Source organism: Dendronalium sp. ChiSLP03b (assembly GCF_034531165.2).
Lineage (GTDB): Bacteria > Cyanobacteriota > Cyanobacteriia > Cyanobacteriales > Nostocaceae > Dendronalium > Dendronalium minutum.
Genome location: NZ_JAVRBR020000070.1, coordinates 66,864 through 82,704 on the forward strand (window position 1 = coordinate 66,864; position 15,841 = coordinate 82,704).

The window sequence follows — 15,841 nt, forward strand, 5'->3', positions numbered from 1 at the left end:
TAATTGCTAAACCTTCATAAATTATGCCCAATCCCTTATCATCAGTACCTAATACCCAATCCCTAATCCCCATTATCCCTAATTCCCAGAGGGTGCCCCGAGTTCCCCAATCCCTAATCCCTAATCCCTAACTATGGCAACTACTGAGCGCAAACCGCTATTGTTAGATTTTGAAAAGCCGCTAGCAGAATTGGCATCTCGAATCGATCAGATTCGGCAACTTGCAGAAGAAAATGGTGTCGATGTATCTGGTCAAATTAAGCAACTAGAAGCACGCGCCATGCAACTGCGTGAGGAAATTTTCAGTAGTTTATCACCGTTCCAACGACTGCAAGTCGCTCGTCATCCTCGCCGCCCTAGTACTCTCGACTACATTCAGGCAATTAGTGATGAATGGATGGAGTTACATGGCGATCGCAATGGTGGTGACGATCCGGCTTTAGTGGGTGGTGTTGGTCGTGTGGGTGGGCAACCCGTGGTAATGTTAGGTCAACAAAAAGGACGCGATACCAAGGATAATATTGCTCGTAACTTCGGTATGGCTGCCCCAGGTGGCTATCGTAAGGCACTGCGGTTGATGGAACATGCCAACAAATTTGGTATGCCAATTTTAACCTTTATTGATACACCTGGTGCTTTGGCTACAGTAGCAGCAGAAAACCAAGGAGCAGGCGAAGCGATCGCCTATAATTTGCGAGAGATGTTTTGCCTGGATGTGCCTATTATCTGCACAGTTATTGGTGAAGCCAGTTCTGGTGGCGCACTAGGTATCGGTATCGGCGATCGCCTGTTGATGTTTGAACACGCCGTTTATACAGTTATTAGTCCTGAAGGCTGTGCTGCTATTTTGTGGAAAGATTCTGCCAAAGCCCCACAAGCTGCTGTTGCCTTAAAAATTATTTCCCACGACCTGAAAAACCTGGGTATTATTGACCACATATTACCTGAACCCATCGGTGGCGCTCATGCTGACCCTTTAAAAGCTGCTACAACTCTCAAGCAAGCCCTATTAGAGAGTTTGGACGAACTCAATCAACTTACATCTCAAGAACGACGGCAACTGCGCTATGAGAAATTCCGCAAAATAGGCGTTTTTACTGAAGTTGCTCACTAACTACACTGGAAGATGATTGATTAGCTCAATAGCAATGCTATAATTGCCTATGGCGCTTAAAGATTTTTAACAATCTTCTCAGCCATAGGCATTTGCATTTTCGGCAAATCAACTCAACTTGATGAGTGGTTTGTGAAGTATTCAGTAATCAACTTTGAGTGAATGACCTGAGTTCCTAGGCAAATATTCGTCATATTCCCTAGAGGGACATTTGTCAGGTAAAAATACCTATATTGACAAGGCATTGTAGCAGTTATCGGAAAAAATTATCACAATTTAAGGTTAATTTAATCTATGCAACCCAATAGATTTTCATAATTGGGTGGCAAGCAGCCTTCGGAACTGCCAAAACAATTGGGAGAGAGCATGAGTTTCAAGCAGAAACAACGCGCCTTAATTACTGGGGCGAGTAGTGGAATTGGGAAAGCAACAGCTTTAGCCTTTGCGAAAGCCGGAGTTGATGTCGCCCTAGTCAGCCGGACTTTAAATAAATTAGAGGCGGTTGCAGAAGCAGCAAAGCACACAGGGGTAGAAGCCAAAGCTTATGCCGTAGACCTAGCTGATGTAACACAAGTAGAGAAAAAGATACAGGCGATCGCCCTGGATTTTGGGGATATAGATATTCTGGTAAACAATGCAGGCATAGCATACACAGCCACTTTAAGCGAAACCCCCTTAGAGGACTGGCAGCAAGTAATTAACTTAAATCTTACCAGTGTGTTTCAGTGCATTATGGGAATTTTGCCCGGAATGCGCGATCGAGGCACAGGCACAATTATCAATGTTGCTTCCATTGCCGCCAAGCAACCCTTTCCCGGTTGGGGAGCATACAGCGTCAGCAAAGCTGGTATTGTAGCCCTTTCTCAAACCTTAGCCCAAGAAGAACGCCCCCACGGCATTCGTGTCACCGCCATTTGTCCTGGTGCCGTCAATACCGAACTATGGGATACAGAAACTGTCCATGTCAATCTTGACCGTTCAAAAATGTTAACCCCAGAAATTGTTGCTCAGTCAATTTTCTATACCGCCCTACTACCACAGCAGGCGGTCATTGATGAATTGACTCTGATGCCCAGTGCTGGCGCTCTCTAAGTGGCGAGTTGGGGCAGATGAGGGAGATGAGGGAGCAGGGAGAGATATAACTACTAACTTCTGCCTTCTGCCTTCTGCCTTCTGCCTCATAACTAATTCAAACTCTAATCAAAACCTACACCATGACTATTGCTAGTTCCAACGGTTCCGATTGCTTTCAATCTCCTTTGATTCCTGACTTGGCAGAAACCATCAACTCCAGACCAGATCGCAACACCCATGATGGACGGCAGCCAGATTTGCACCAGCCTAAAGAGGAAGACATGGAGCAAATGATGGATGCCGTCAGGACATTACTGGTGGGTGTCGGAGAAGACCCCGAACGTGAAGGACTCCTCAAAACGCCCAAGCGCGTGGCAGAAGCAATGCGGTTTCTTACCAGTGGCTACAACCAATCTCTAGAAGAACTCGTTAATGGTGCCATCTTTAATGAAGGACATAACGAGATGGTGTTGGTTCGAGATATTAACTTCTTTAGCCTCTGCGAACACCACATGTTGCCGTTTATGGGGAGAGCGCATGTTGCCTACATCCCTAATCAAAAAGTTGTAGGACTGAGTAAGCTAGCCCGGATTGTTGAGATGTATTCTCGCCGCTTGCAAGTCCAGGAAAGGTTAACCCGCCAAATCGCCGAAGCAATTCAGACTATTCTCGAACCTCAAGGTGTAGCAGTTGTCATGGAAGCCAGCCATATGTGCATGGTGATGAGGGGCGTTCAGAAACCTGGCTCTTGGACTGTGACCAGCGCAATGGTTGGTGTATTCCAAGAAGAGCATAAAACCCGCGAAGAATTCTTTAACTTGATTCGTCACCAAGCAGCATTCTTTTAAGTGCTGAGAAGCCAGTGCGTTGCGGAGCCAGTCTCGTGGTGAGGCAGCGCTATCTTGGGGAGCCACTGCGTTGGGCGGCTTTGCCGACTTGAAGCAAGTGGCGTGGTTTCCCCCATGAGCGACTGCCGTAAGCGCAGTGAAGCGCGAGTCCTCGCCCAAGGGGAGCCACTGCGGTCTTGGGGTTTCCTCAAGTAGAGCAAGTGGCGTGCGACGCTAAAAGCGATAGCGCAGCGAAGCGCGAGTCATCGAGCGTCAAGGCTCTGCTGACTTGAGAGAACTGGCGTGAGGTTCCCTCCGTTGTAGCAACTGGCATTGCTGAGTTAGGAGTTTGGAGTTTTATCTCTCCCCCTGCTCCCTACTCCTTAACTTCTCAAATAACAGTGCTACTCTATCTAAATCCTTGTCTCCTGGTTTAATTTCTACACCACTAGATAAATCAATACCGTCGGGTTTTACCTGACTCAAGGCTGTCACGATATTATCTGGTGTTAGTCCCCCAGCTAAAAACCAAGGGCAACTAGGATTAAATTGTTGTAGCATCTGCCAATCTAAAGTTTGACCAGTACCACCTAAATGCTGGGGATGATAAGCATCCAATAGTAAACTATCTACGCATTGAGCATAATTAGCTGTTTTTTCGAGATGCTCAAGACTGGAAATTCTCAAGGCTTTAATAATTTCTACGTGGGGTAAAGCCTGGCGCATCTGGTAGCAAAATTCTCGAGATTCGTCTCCGTGTAACTGGATACCAGTCAATCCAGAATCAATCACTGTGTGGCTGATTTCGGAAATGTCGGTATTGGCAAATACACCAATTTTGTCAATGTTTTCTGGTAGTTGTGCCACTGCTGCCCGAATTTGAGCAGTGGTAACGTAGCGGGGTGAAGTAGGCACACAAATAAATCCTAGTGCTGTTGCACCAAGAGTTGCGATCGCAACAGATTGCTGTGGCTGAGTGATTCCGCAAATTTTAACTCGCATAGAAATTTAAGATATTGAGAAATTAAAAAAAGGTCGAATTTTTGCTAACAGTTTTCAGTTGTTTCCTGAGTAACTCTATAATTTTGAAGGCTTACATTAATTTTGCCTAGGAGATAGAAGCTTGATTTCATCAACCTTACTAGCAGTCCAATCCACTGTTCCCCCAACTCCCGTGTGGAATCCCACAGTAGCTATCATCATTAGCATCAGTAGCTTAGTGGTTCTTTTGCTTTCTACCAGAATTGAGAAACCCCAAGTTGGGCCTAAGTTGCCTATCCTGCCAGTCAGTGTTCCAACATTCATCGCTGCTATGGCTTTTGGTCATATTATCGGTGTTGGTATTGTTCTAGGTCTGACTAATATTGGTCGTCTGTAGATTTGAAATGCCAAAGACGTTGAATTTCACGTCCGCATGAATTCAAAACTCTGACAACCAATTCCGGTTCTTTCTCTAGTTATGAAACTCTCAGAATTAGCGCAGCTAGCTTTTACGTAATTACTCTAACTAAGGTAGGAGTTGTTAACCTACCCTTGGACGGAGGATGCAGTGACTTCATTGGCTGAGTATTTACATGGCTAATAACTGACTAAATTAGTTTGTTCATACAGGAGAAAGAACCACGATCTTATCAATGTTCTTAGCAGTACAAGCCACTGTTCCCAACACGGGAGAATGGAACTGGATTAAAGGGCTAATTATTACTGGCGCTTGTCTATTATGTCTTTTAATTATTCCTAGGACGATTCGCTATCCTGATGTTGGACGTAAGACACCTTTGCCCTTCCCGTCACTGTTTAACAATCCCAACATTGCTTCATTTATGGCTGCGATGAGCGCTGGTCACTTGATTGGTATTGGCACTGTTTTGGGCTTGAGCAATTTAGGCATAATTTAAATTTTGTTTTTGCGACCATATTCCAGCTGATGCATTCAAATAGGTAATGGGGCAAAACCCTATATTTTAAACCAATACAGATAAAATAACGAGAATTTGCATAAATGATAAACGCTTGTAGAGACCTGTCATAGCAAGTCTTTACACGTTTTTGGCTAGGAATTTTATTTTTCTATTTTCAAAATAATTAAATAGCTTTAATTGTCTATTCTAGAATTTAGGGCATCTAAATCAACAAAGGTTGATTTTTTAATGTCTAGTGGCAAATTGCTGCTTTTTTATACACTCTTGGTGGAAAAATCATTATTAGCAAGACTTACAGCTAATATTTATAGTATGAACTGCTGAAAATATCTAGTGCAGCGTGGCGCAAATAACTATCCGGTAGAAAAAATTTAAAAACTTAATACTAGACACAATATTCCTTCTGCCTCCTGCCCTTGGGGTTCAGCAGTTGCTCATGGGGGAAACCCCAAGACCGCACTGCTTCACCTCTTGCCTTCACATACCAGTTTTAGGACAATGTAATGCAAACAAATTGGAGAATTGGGTCTTTATTTGGAATTCCGCTATTTTTAGATCCTTTATGGTTTGTAATTTTAGGTCTGGCAACACTCAATTTTGGAGTAGCTTACCAGGAATGGGGAACTGTCACGGCTTGGAGTGCTGGAATCATCATGGCATTGCTGCTATTTGGTTCAGTTTTACTACACGAGTTAGGTCACAGTTTAGCAGCCCGATCGCAAGGCATTAAAGTTAACTCGATTACCCTATTTCTATTTGGCGGCATTGCTGCTATTGAAGAAGAATCCAAAACTCCGGGCAAAGCATTTCAAGTAGCGATCGCTGGGCCTTTAGTTAGTATCGCCCTATTTTTGCTGCTACGCTTTGTGTCTGATATTGTACCTGATACTAGCCCCATCACAGTCATGGTCGGAGATTTAGCCAGAATTAACTTAGTTTTAGCACTATTTAACCTGATTCCTGGCTTACCTTTAGATGGGGGACAAGTATTAAAAGCAGTACTCTGGCAAGTTACAGGCAATCGTTTTCAAGCTGTACACTTGGCAGCCAGGGCAGGGCAAATTTTGGGTTATGGTGCGATCGCTTTAGGATTTGCTGTAGATTTCTTGACTAGAGAGTTAGTAATTGGTTTGTGGATTGCGCTGTTAGGTTGGTTTGGTGTCCGCAATGCTAGCAGTTATGACCGCGTGACCACATTACAGGAAACCTTGTTAGAGTTAGTAGCCACCGATGTCATGACCCGTGACTTTCGCGTAGTTGATGCTAAGCAAACATTACGTTCCTTTGCTGACTCGTACCTGTTAGACTCCACCGCCCCAGAGGTTTATTTTGCCGCTTCTGATGGACGTTACAGAGGTATGGTTGCCATTGACGATTTGCGCTTAGTAGAAAGAAGTGAATGGGAAACCCAAACCCTGCAAAGCATTGTTCATCCACTAACAGAAATACCGACTATTACTGAATCAACTTCCTTAGCTGACGTAATCAACAAGCTAGAAAACGAACAGTTACCTCGGATTACCGTGCTTTCACCTGCTGGCGCTGTAGCTGGTGTAATCGATCGAGGCGATATTGTCCGAGAGCTAGCACAAAAGTTAAATTTGCAGATTACCGATGCGGAAATTAAGCGGATTAAAGAAGAAGGTAGCTATCCACCAGGGTTACAGTTGGCGGTAATTGCTAGGTCAACCAATCTGTAACACTTAAAAATGCAAAAAAGTTGTTGCAGCAGGCATTATGACTGATGAAGTCTGAAATATCAAATAAGGCAGCTTAGTGAAAACTGGGTTTGGGAGCAAGAATTATGGCAACCATCATTGACAAAATAATAGGAAAAGTTACTAGCACAATCACTATCACTAACCGAATTGACCAAATTCTTGCAGAAAGGGGATTTATTAAAGCCGAGCAAATCCGTTCAGTCACTTTAGAGAATGTCCTAGTTGATACGGGTGCTACTCGGCTTTGCCTGCCTGAAAATATTATTAGTGAGCTAGGACTAGTTCTCCAAGGAGAAGTAGATGTAAAAATTGCTGTGGGAGTACATAGAGTTCGTATCTTTAGGGAGTTGAGTCTTGCTGTTGAAGGTCGTGAAGGGACTTTTAACTGTATAGAGTTGCCAACAGGTGCAGATCCATTGTTAGGGTTAATTCCCTTAGAGGATTTGGGTTTAGAACCTGATTTACAAAATCAACGACTGAGAGTTTTACCAATCGAGGGTAAAAATACTTACCTTACTGTGTTGTGAATTAAAAATTCGAGCAAAACTAAAAGTGGCAATCAACCGTCTGACTCAACAACTTCAATTCATCATTGAAATTGACCGCCTCAAGCAGGTACTACGTCAAACTTCGCTTACCGACGGGTCGCGCCGGGAAAATAGTGCAGAACATTCTTGGCATATCGCAGTGATGGCGTTTACCTTGGCAGAATATGCTCCAGAAGGAGTTGATATATTCCATGCCATCAAAATGCTACTGATTCACGATTTAGTAGAAATTGATGCGGGTGACACCTTCTGTTACGATATGCAGGGTAATCACAGCAAGGCGGAAAAAGAAGCTCAAGCAGCATTACGCCTATTTGGACTTTTGCCACCAGACCAAGCTAGCGAGTTGCGTTCACTCTGGGATGAGTTTGAAGCAGGGGAAACAGCCACCGCCAAGTTTGCCGCAGCCTTAGACCGGATACAGCCTTTACTGCACAACCAGCAAACTGAGGGCGGGACTTGGCGCATTCATGGCATTAGGCGCGACCAAGTAATGAAACGGGTAGGACTAGTAGAAACAGGTGCGCCAGAACTCTGGTCGTTTGTCCTGCAACTGATTGAGGATTGTGTGGCCGCGGGGTATTTAAAAGAGGCGGATATAAAAATTCAGGGTTGATGCGCTAAAATTGCTTCCCACTCTGACTGCGAAAGGGGTTGTACTTCTATTTGCATAGCAAAACAATTACTAGCTGCGGCAATCAAAGCGGCAATAATTTTTTCGACACTTAGGCTTTGAGGTAGTTGCACATTTGTAAAAGATTCTGAACCAAATACCTGAGCAAATAGTGCCGCATCCGGTCGCAAACGGATTGAACCATGTTGCAAAATTGCCCCAGCACCTCGCAGTTGGGCACTACCAATGAGTTTATTACCATCTGGCAAAACTAAATCTGCACCAGTGGCAGTGCCAAAACAGTTAGGGTTGTGGATATAACCTCGTCCAGCGGTACCGTAGCGTAATTCAACGCCAAGCGATCGCCATCCTTGAATCAAAAACTCACAAATTTTTTGGTACGCATCAAGACGACTACCCATTAGTCCAGATGTGATTACCGCATAAGTTAAATCACCTTGATGTAGTACCGCCCTTCCCCCTGTAGGACGACGCACTAAATCTAATTTCTGACCTTGCCAAGTCAGATGCTGCCAATATTCAGGATATTGCCGTTGATGATAGCCAAGAGAAATAGCCAGTGGCGACCAAGTATAAAATCGCAGAGTCGGCGGATGTTTTCCTGATTGGTGCTGTTCTAACAACCAACGGTCAATTGCCATCTGCACATTGCCAGAGGCTTCTAGCAAAGGAATCAGTCGCCACACTTTAGAGTTCAAGAGCTGGAAGGGGGAGTTAGGAGTTTTTAATTAAAAATTTTAGACAACTGACAACTGGCAACTCATAATTCAAGCTGCACCAAACTCAGATTGTAAAGCTTCGTCGTTGTCATCGGCGATGGTTGCCACTATGGTGAGCAGCCGTGAGACTTCACCTGGAGATAACTCTGCTAAAGTGCGTGTTGAAATAACAACCACTTGGTTTTCAATAATACCAAAGCGGGCTTCAAAGGTGCTAGAGCAGTTTAACTCTAAAAGGTGTCGCATCAACTTAGGTTCATCTTTGGCTGGTAACTTTAGCACCACCGACCAAACTGTTATGGTGTCTTCGTCACTTTTGCCTGTGAGTTGAACGAACACTTCCACACTACCGTACTTAAACTTCCAAAGATAACCACCTTCTGGGGTGTGGCTAACCATGGCACTATCATCTTGTTCTAGGGTGTCAATGACATTTTCGATTACCTCCACATGATTTATACTGGTCGTCTCTGCAATTAACTCATTGACGAATTCGTTATCACTTAGGCTTTCTTGGTAGTTTGTCATACAAATTTTGTCTCACCATGGTTGTTTCATCTACACATACTTTATAGCTTGTAGGCAAGGTTAATTTAAGCTTTCTGAAGTGATAGTCTGGTGGTCATACCAAGTCGTAATTCGTGAGGCAGTTCAATAAGGTAGCCCCTGTCTTGCTAGTTCTCCCCAAGAGGAACTGCCTATGTTGGCAGCATTAGCGACGTACTCTTAGGTCAAAGCAAGCTACGCGTAGCGGACGCATCAGAAGGAGCATCACTTAAAGGGTAATTCCTTATGAACAGGTGCAAGACCTTGCACCTATCTCAGATTTAAGGTGAGTTTTAGGCTTGTATCTGTAGCCTAATTTTAGAGAATTGATATACAGCGGATTTTAACTGAGTGAAGTACACAACGTAAGTCTAAAAGCTAGGCATAAAGCCTGTTTTACTTCTGAATTCTGACTCCTGACTCCTGAATTCTGCTGTAAGTTATCCCAGTTTGAGTTAAATGTTGACAATATAAAAACTAAACACTTGAATCTGTATTCCCAGATTAAGTGTTTAGTAGTCAGTTATTTGTGAAAATTATTCTTATGCACTATGTAGAAATTAGCACATTCATCTATCTATACCAATTTGAAACATTAGTTTAATACAAAATTAGGATATCTAGTATTATTTGAGATTCCTGGAACAGTCTTGTAGCCAGTACTTTTGATCAAAAATCTCAAATTTCAAATTAGTATAATGTCTAATCTCTACATTTGTTAATTCACAAACTTTATTTAGCTGAGCTTGCTTAACAATCACACATGCATTTATATTTCGGTTATATCTATTGAATTATCCTGATTTTTGTGACGGCGAGATATAGCCAATGCTACACCAAGTATTCCTAAACCTAGAATTGTAGTTGGTTCGGGAACAGAAGTAGTAGTGAATAAAGCACCAGCAAAAGCTAAATTTTTAACTGAGCCACCACTGTTAAGAATTGATTGGACATTAGCAACTTTGACATCGTTGACTTGGAAAGATAAGTTGCCTGCTCCCTGAGATTTAGTTCCATCTGCACTGTTAAATAATCCATAAAGTGCAACGTCTATAGCCACATTTGCACCGCTTTGTTTTAGTGCATAATTTGCAGACTTCAAAGCAAAGGTATTGATTCCATCTGTTATTGAAGCAGTATCAGATGAAGACTGAATTATACCAGGTAAAAGAGTTTTACCAAAATCTATGAAGGGGTTATCCGCAGATAAAGGAGAAAAACTAATAACATTACCTATGTTAGCTGAGTTGAAAGATGTAAAACTTCCTGTCTGAGCTGAAAGTGCAACTGGTGTTACTGGTTGAGGAGAGAATATTAAGGATTTTGCTGATAATTCAACTAGGCTAGTTTCTTCTATAGGTGGCGAAGAAGTAAAGCCCCCATTTAGCTGAAACTCACCAGTAAAAGAGGTCGCTTGAGCAGAATTAGCAAAGGTAAATATACCAGTAACAGATAAAGGAATTGCTAAAGCGACAGCAAAAATTGCATCTAGTAACCTAGATGTAGAAGCACACATCTTCATTTTATTCTCCTAAGAAAATGCCGCAGAACGAAGTACGTTCTGTATGGTAATTACAAGATTTACGGCATAATTTATTTATTACTTTGATAGATTCTCATAAACATTTAAAAGAGACAATAACCCACATTCCACACTTACAACTGGCACATTAGTACCGCTACGTGTAATTAAAAATTAAAAATGGCATGATTCTATCTTTTGATGCATTTTGAGTCAATTTTTACTTCTGCCGATGTACACTAGACAGCTTTCACGAAGCAATGATTATTCGGTGAAGGTAAGCAATGAAGGGTGCATCCCAGTTTTTATTTTGCAATGAGAGAATAGCTGTCATTGCGATCGCGTAGCTTGCTAGCAGGGGTACGAGACGCTAACGCGAATGCTCGCAATGACATGCAAACCAGCATTTGTAGCCTTTAGTCGTCAATAAACTTTATAGTTTTGGCTGCTTCTCTTGCCTCAAACATACTCCAGCAAAGAGTTTGCTATACTTTACCTAATTATTTTCTCATAAGAGTGATGGAAGAGCGCTAACTTATCTGATGTCAACCCAGATAATGCAGACTTGGTAGGGACACCTTTACCAGAAGATGCTAAATCTCCTAATTAAAATTCTCAAAATTTAATTTACGGGGTGTATTTGCTTGGTCTAATGCACTAAATTCCCTATGATTTGATTCTTCGTTGCTTATCGTGCAATATAGGCATCATAAACAATCCCCATGCCAAACCTGTAATCAACCCAAAAGGTGCAACCACGTAATTATTAAAATCCCACAAACCAAAAACTTGTGCTGCCAATTCTAAAGGATAAGCCATCATCAGCACACTAGCTAAGGCTGCACCGCTCTGTCCATACTGACTCAACCAATAAAAACCCTGACCGCCAGTCACCCCATACAGTAGACGAGTAATTAGCAAACCAGTAACAGTACCATAGCAACGCATACACACAGCCATGATAAAAGGGGGTGCTAAATCTAACCCCATCTCTGGTTGCGGACATACATGATTACCCATGAAATAAATGATGTCGGCAATACTAGGAAGCAAAGACATTCCAGACGCAGCCAGAAAGGGAGCAACTGGCGGGCCAAAAACCATCCCCACCAACAAAAAATCGGCAATGAAACTGACCCAATTGAGAGTTTTGGGAACCTGTAATTGCATGGCAAAAACAGTTTTTTGCATAAAATTCGACACTAAAAATGTAAGTAGTTATGGTGTAGATTACGTAATAGAAAATGATAATGTAAGCGATTATCTTTAGACTTTTCCCACATCTGGAAGTTAACGGTTAACCGAGTTAATCCTAAAAGCAGTAGAGTGGACATCGTCCACCCTACTTTTTTGTTTTTTGCGCTCTTTCTCAGCGCCTCCCGAAGTTTGCTCAACGCGGGGAACCCGCGCACGCAACTTCTTTGTGCGTGAAACTTTTCCTAACCTACCTTGGAAACATAAGGACTTGTCAACTTATCCAATTGCTGGATTAACAAACTGAGGAATAATCCCACATCTGTCACCACACCCACCGATTCCACAGAACCGCGATCGCTTAACTTCGTTACCACAGCTGGATTAATATCTACACAGACCATTTTCACACCAGCGGGTGTCATATTCCCCACACCAATTGAATGCAGCATACTAGACAGCATTAAAATCATCTCCGCACCTTCTAGGTGTTGGGCGTATTCCTGCTGTGCTTGAATCAAATTCATTTGGGTATCAGGTAAAGGCCCATCATCACGAATGGAACCAGCAAGCACAAAAGGTACATGATTGCGGACGCACTCATACATTACGCCGCTATTAATTACTCCCGCCTCAACTGCTTTCGCAATACTGCCATAACGGCGAATGGTGTTAATTACCTTGAGGTGATGGCGGTGTCCACCACGGACAGCAACACCCCGCTTCATATCCACACCCAAAGATGTGCCCATGATATTTTGCTCGATATCGTGGACAGCGATCGCATTGCCACCCAAAAGCGCCTGTACGTAGCCTTCACGAATCAGCCGTGATAGATGTTCGCCGCCACCAGTATGAATCACCACAGGGCCAGCTGTGACAACTACTTTACCTCCAGCATCCCTAATTTTACGTAATTCCCAAGCCACTTGTTCGACGACCAATTCTACACGCCGTTCGCTGGAAACACCCGCCGACATAAAGCTGAATTCTTGGGAGTTGCGTAGTTCTCGCGATTCAGGTTTACGGATGGTGCGGATACCTAGCACGTCTACAATCACCTGTTCGCCAACTTCGAGGTCGCGGAGAATTTTACACCGTGCCACTATACCATTGGCAGTTTGAGTAATGGCGATCGCCCCATCCATGCGCTGATTTTCCACCTTCACCCAATGACCATTTATCCGCACTTCGGTAGGATAAATTGTACTGACATAGAAATCATCGGGAGCTACACCAGCTTGAATCACAGGCTCAAGTTTGGCATCCCGCTCATCTTGGGGCAAGTTAACAGCACCCAAATCAATCAACTGAGAGATGATTTCTTCCATCACCTCATGGGAAGGTGCTGACACCTTCACCTCAGCTGCTGAGGTACTTTGCCGCTGTTCTCCCAAGTCGAAATTCAAAACTTGGAAGCTGCCGCCTGCATCTACAATCAGATCCAAAGCGCGGTTAATCAAGCCAGAATCGAGCAAGTGACCTTCTATCCGAATAATCCGGCTTTCTACCGATACATTGGCATGAACTTCTTCTCTTACTGGTTCTGTTACCCGGAGGGTAAGACATTTAGCCGCACCGCCAGCTTTCAGAAATTCGGTCAGCGGCGTTTCAATAACTTGGAAATGAACATCTGCTAGGCGTGCTTTTAAAGCATCACTAGCTTTATTCATGATGACGATGCTATCCACATTCACCGCATTACAGGCGAAGTTGACGGCATCGGCTTCAGCAATTGCGATCCGCTTTTCTGGTGCTACTCGCATTTCTATTAAGCGGTTGGAGTAGGCATCAAAAGCGCCAGGATAATAGAGTAAATATCCATTAGCTAAAGGACAAAAGCAAGTATCTAAATGATAAAAACGCTCATCTATCAACCGTAGGGAAAGCACCTCAATATCTAACCATTTGGCCAGATAAGGGTGAGAATCTAATTCTGAACGAAAACCGTATCCCGACCATAGCCAGCGTCCCTCCCGATCTAAAAGTGCGTCCCCTGCACCTTCAAAAGGTAAATCTTTAGGTAGTTCATAAACCTTGTAACCATTTTCCTCAAACCATCGTTTGAAGTACGGTTCCTCTCCTTGACGTTCTTTGTGTAAAAAGCGACTGAGAACAACATTATTCCCTAGCATTAAGCCAGCGTTGGCGGTAAAAACCATGTCCGGCCAACCTTTTTCCGGCGTTACTAAATCTACAATGGCGTGTTGTTTAAGGACGTAATATAACTGCTGCCACTGTTCGACGGCGCGATCGCGCGATGACTTGTGAATATTTCCTTCCATCCAGGGATTGATCACATAGTCCACATCGTAGTGGTCAGGGGCGCACATCAAAAAGCGAATCTGAGAAGTCATAAAAATTTTACAAGCGTTATAGATGCTACAAGCCTAATTTTGAATACAGATTTTTGCTCTACTAATTTATTCAATCTGCTACTAAGTTTCTACCTTTAGATAGTTAAAGGTAGATAAAGGCTTCGGTCTTTATTCTATTACCCATAGAGATAAATTGAACTTATGACAAAGGCAACGCAGTTATAAACTAGCTAATATCATGGGAGATGCAAGCAGAAGGTTGTGTTATTGTACCGCCATTTAGAACTGATAACTCAAATGGCACTAGCGATCGCAGTTGAGGATAATCCCGATCCAAAAGATATTCATGCCGTCATTAGCAATCTTCTAGACTACAACAACAATAGTCAGAAGTTAGAGGATGTTGCATATCCCTTAAGCGTCTTGATTCGAGATGCTGAAGGTGAAATTGTTGGCGGTTTAGTCGGCGAAACACACTGGAAATGGTTATTCGTTTCTCATCTATGGGTTGCTGAAGCGTTGCGAGGTCAAGGATATGGACGAAAACTGATGTTACAAGCCGAACAAACAGCTAAAGAACGCGGTTGCGATCGCGCCTATCTAGATACATTCAGCTTTCAAGCTTTGGGTTTTTACGAACGTTTAGGCTACCAAATATTTGGTGTTCTGGAAGATTTTCCCCCAGGTCATCAGCGGTATTTTTTACAAAAAAAGATATAGATTTCAGAAGTCAGGAGTCAGGAGTTATAATTCATAATCCAATTAATCCACAATTTTTACATAGAGTTAACAAACTCAAGCGAAGATTGATTTTGAGTAGAGATAACGCACAAACGCGAAGTTTGGTTTGAAAAAAACCCTTCAGGATCATGCGTTTGAGAGAAGGTTTCTGTACCAAACTAATGGCTTTAGTAACTTCTAACCACTGGCGTTGTCTTTTACCAACTTCTGGATATTCTTCACATACCATTTCTACTGGCATCAAATACATCTGAACTTGGTAAATTTTGCCTCGTTTACGATACTTGTAAGAACCTAGTTTCTTGACATCTACCTGTCCAATTACTCCAGCTTCTTCCCAAGCCTCTTTTGCTGCGGAATCAGGCGGACTCATGCCATTGGGAATTCCTCCTTTGGGAATTACCCAGTGTTGGCGATCGCGGGTTGTAATCAGCAATATTTCAATTCTTCCGTTGTTCACTCTGTAAGGAATTACCCCGGACTGCTTAAAGGCTTTGCTGACTTTTCGACTCATGGGACTTAAATCCTTTGTAATTCAGCCTTTGTGTACAATTTTTTCTCCAGATGTTAGACACATGATACCGGATAGATTTTGGTTAAGATATGTTTTGGCTCATTGAAGTTGATTGTTGAGAATTTTTACCTTTTGGGTATTTTTGCATAATCTAAAAGAAAATCAATCACCCCAATTAGGGAATGAGAGAGATGAGAAAGAAATAATAACTACATCTTGCATTCTGACTTTCAACAAACACGGGTGTAGGGAAAAAAAGTGTTTGTTTCCTTCGTAGCAGGTGGCGTGCGGTGTGTGGGTGCTTCCTAACTCTGAAGAAACACTTTGCGTAAGGCTTATGTAGCAAGGGTTGAAAAGAATGGAGTATTTTGCGTATCTTGCGAAATTGGCACAAGTTCAAGGCCGAGAGCATGAGCTTTATTCCTGAGATTCTTAAGAACTTGTTCT

General features: G+C 42.9%; 16 protein-coding genes. 9 read left to right on the forward strand and 7 right to left on the reverse strand.

All coding sequences use genetic code 11. The annotated features are described in order from the left end of the window. The first annotated feature begins 133 nt into the window (after window positions 1–133). The 3 genes from RMY31_RS18230 (at window position 134) to folE (ending at window position 3,036) form a co-directional block, all read left to right on the forward strand. Window positions 134–1,114: an acetyl-CoA carboxylase carboxyltransferase subunit alpha gene (locus RMY31_RS18230; RefSeq protein ID WP_322662910.1), complete on the forward strand. Its 981-nt coding sequence runs from the start codon at window positions 134–136 to the stop codon at window positions 1,112–1,114. A 366-nt stretch (window positions 1,115–1,480) separates the two neighbouring features. Further along, a complete protein-coding gene (locus RMY31_RS18235; protein WP_322662912.1) occupies window positions 1,481–2,206 on the forward strand; it encodes an SDR family oxidoreductase in 726 nt (241 codons plus the stop codon). Window positions 2,207–2,328: 122 nt separating this feature from the next. Further along, window positions 2,329–3,036, forward strand: coding sequence for a GTP cyclohydrolase I FolE (folE, locus tag RMY31_RS18240; protein WP_322662914.1), 708 nt, complete (start codon window positions 2,329–2,331; stop codon window positions 3,034–3,036). Between the two features lie 336 nt (window positions 3,037–3,372). On the opposite strand, the gene RMY31_RS18245 is transcribed toward folE, so the two are convergent. Beyond that, entirely contained in the window at window positions 3,373–4,017 is a 645-nt protein-coding gene (locus RMY31_RS18245; protein WP_322662916.1) for a phosphoribosylanthranilate isomerase, read from the reverse strand. Between the two features lie 121 nt (window positions 4,018–4,138). Between RMY31_RS18245 and psaK (RMY31_RS18250) the strand changes: the two genes are divergently transcribed. From psaK (RMY31_RS18250) to RMY31_RS18270, 5 genes are all read left to right on the forward strand, one after another. Further along, window positions 4,139–4,393, forward strand: a complete 255-nt coding sequence (gene psaK, locus RMY31_RS18250; protein ID WP_322662918.1) for a photosystem I reaction center subunit PsaK — start codon at window positions 4,139–4,141, stop codon at window positions 4,391–4,393. 256 nt (window positions 4,394–4,649) lie between these two features. Then, the gene (gene psaK, locus RMY31_RS18255) at window positions 4,650–4,913 is read left to right on the forward strand and encodes a photosystem I reaction center subunit PsaK (protein ID WP_322662920.1); all 264 of its coding nucleotides are present in this window, start codon (window positions 4,650–4,652) and stop codon (window positions 4,911–4,913) included. Between the two features lie 527 nt (window positions 4,914–5,440). Continuing rightward, window positions 5,441–6,637: a site-2 protease family protein gene (locus RMY31_RS18260; protein WP_322662922.1), complete on the forward strand. Its 1,197-nt coding sequence runs from the start codon at window positions 5,441–5,443 to the stop codon at window positions 6,635–6,637. A 104-nt stretch (window positions 6,638–6,741) separates the two neighbouring features. Next, window positions 6,742–7,185, forward strand: coding sequence for an aspartyl protease (locus RMY31_RS18265; protein WP_322662924.1), 444 nt, complete (start codon window positions 6,742–6,744; stop codon window positions 7,183–7,185). Between the two features lie 25 nt (window positions 7,186–7,210). Further along, window positions 7,211–7,822, forward strand: a complete 612-nt coding sequence (locus RMY31_RS18270; protein ID WP_322662926.1) for an HD domain-containing protein — start codon at window positions 7,211–7,213, stop codon at window positions 7,820–7,822. Here the strand turns inward: RMY31_RS18270 and RMY31_RS18275 are convergent. From RMY31_RS18275 to RMY31_RS18295, 5 genes are all read right to left on the reverse strand, one after another. Continuing rightward, window positions 7,813–8,481: a biotin/lipoate A/B protein ligase family protein gene (locus tag RMY31_RS18275; RefSeq protein WP_322662948.1), complete on the reverse strand. Its 669-nt coding sequence runs from the start codon at window positions 8,479–8,481 to the stop codon at window positions 7,813–7,815. The genes RMY31_RS18270 and RMY31_RS18275 overlap by 10 nt on opposite strands. Window positions 8,482–8,607: 126 nt before the next feature. Further along, complete coding sequence (locus tag RMY31_RS18280; protein ID WP_322662928.1) at window positions 8,608–9,087, reverse strand: YbjN domain-containing protein; 480 nt, start codon at window positions 9,085–9,087, stop codon at window positions 8,608–8,610. Window positions 9,088–9,874: 787 nt separating this feature from the next. Next, complete coding sequence (locus tag RMY31_RS18285) at window positions 9,875–10,627, reverse strand: PEP-CTERM sorting domain-containing protein (protein ID WP_322662931.1); 753 nt, start codon at window positions 10,625–10,627, stop codon at window positions 9,875–9,877. Between the two features lie 666 nt (window positions 10,628–11,293). Continuing rightward, window positions 11,294–11,818, reverse strand: coding sequence for a DUF2085 domain-containing protein (locus tag RMY31_RS18290; RefSeq protein ID WP_322662933.1), 525 nt, complete (start codon window positions 11,816–11,818; stop codon window positions 11,294–11,296). Between the two features lie 248 nt (window positions 11,819–12,066). After that, on the reverse strand, window positions 12,067–14,178 hold the full coding sequence (locus tag RMY31_RS18295; RefSeq protein WP_322662936.1) for a TIGR00300 family protein: 2,112 nt from the start codon (window positions 14,176–14,178) through the stop codon (window positions 12,067–12,069). A 222-nt stretch (window positions 14,179–14,400) separates the two neighbouring features. Here RMY31_RS18295 and RMY31_RS18300 point away from each other — a divergent pair, with 222 nt between their 5' ends. Beyond that, window positions 14,401–14,859: a GNAT family N-acetyltransferase gene (locus RMY31_RS18300; RefSeq protein WP_322662938.1), complete on the forward strand. Its 459-nt coding sequence runs from the start codon at window positions 14,401–14,403 to the stop codon at window positions 14,857–14,859. A 31-nt stretch (window positions 14,860–14,890) separates the two neighbouring features. Here RMY31_RS18300 and RMY31_RS18305 read toward each other — a convergent pair whose 3' ends face one another. After that, complete coding sequence (locus tag RMY31_RS18305; protein WP_322662940.1) at window positions 14,891–15,394, reverse strand: NUDIX hydrolase; 504 nt, start codon at window positions 15,392–15,394, stop codon at window positions 14,891–14,893. Window positions 15,395–15,841: the final 447 nt, after the last annotated feature.

Excerpts from the sequence above, each read along its gene's own strand:
- RMY31_RS18230 (WP_322662910.1), top strand. The coding sequence starts at position 134 with ATGGCAACTACTGAGCGCAAACCGCTATTGTTAGATTTTGAAAAGCCG.
- RMY31_RS18235 (WP_322662912.1), top strand. The coding sequence starts at position 1,481 with ATGAGTTTCAAGCAGAAACAACGCGCCTTAATTACTGGGGCGAGTAGT.
- folE (WP_322662914.1), top strand. The coding sequence starts at position 2,329 with ATGACTATTGCTAGTTCCAACGGTTCCGATTGCTTTCAATCTCCTTTG.
- RMY31_RS18245 (WP_322662916.1), bottom strand. The coding sequence starts at position 4,017 with ATGCGAGTTAAAATTTGCGGAATCACTCAGCCACAGCAATCTGTTGCG.
- psaK (WP_322662920.1), top strand. The coding sequence starts at position 4,650 with ATGTTCTTAGCAGTACAAGCCACTGTTCCCAACACGGGAGAATGGAAC.
- RMY31_RS18260 (WP_322662922.1), top strand. The coding sequence starts at position 5,441 with ATGCAAACAAATTGGAGAATTGGGTCTTTATTTGGAATTCCGCTATTT.
- RMY31_RS18265 (WP_322662924.1), top strand. The coding sequence starts at position 6,742 with ATGGCAACCATCATTGACAAAATAATAGGAAAAGTTACTAGCACAATC.
- RMY31_RS18275 (WP_322662948.1), bottom strand. The coding sequence starts at position 8,481 with ATGGCAATTGACCGTTGGTTGTTAGAACAGCACCAATCAGGAAAACAT.
- RMY31_RS18280 (WP_322662928.1), bottom strand. The coding sequence starts at position 9,087 with ATGACAAACTACCAAGAAAGCCTAAGTGATAACGAATTCGTCAATGAG.
- RMY31_RS18285 (WP_322662931.1), bottom strand. The coding sequence starts at position 10,627 with ATGAAGATGTGTGCTTCTACATCTAGGTTACTAGATGCAATTTTTGCT.
- RMY31_RS18290 (WP_322662933.1), bottom strand. The coding sequence starts at position 11,818 with ATGCAAAAAACTGTTTTTGCCATGCAATTACAGGTTCCCAAAACTCTC.
- RMY31_RS18295 (WP_322662936.1), bottom strand. The coding sequence starts at position 14,178 with ATGACTTCTCAGATTCGCTTTTTGATGTGCGCCCCTGACCACTACGAT.
- RMY31_RS18305 (WP_322662940.1), bottom strand. The coding sequence starts at position 15,394 with ATGAGTCGAAAAGTCAGCAAAGCCTTTAAGCAGTCCGGGGTAATTCCT.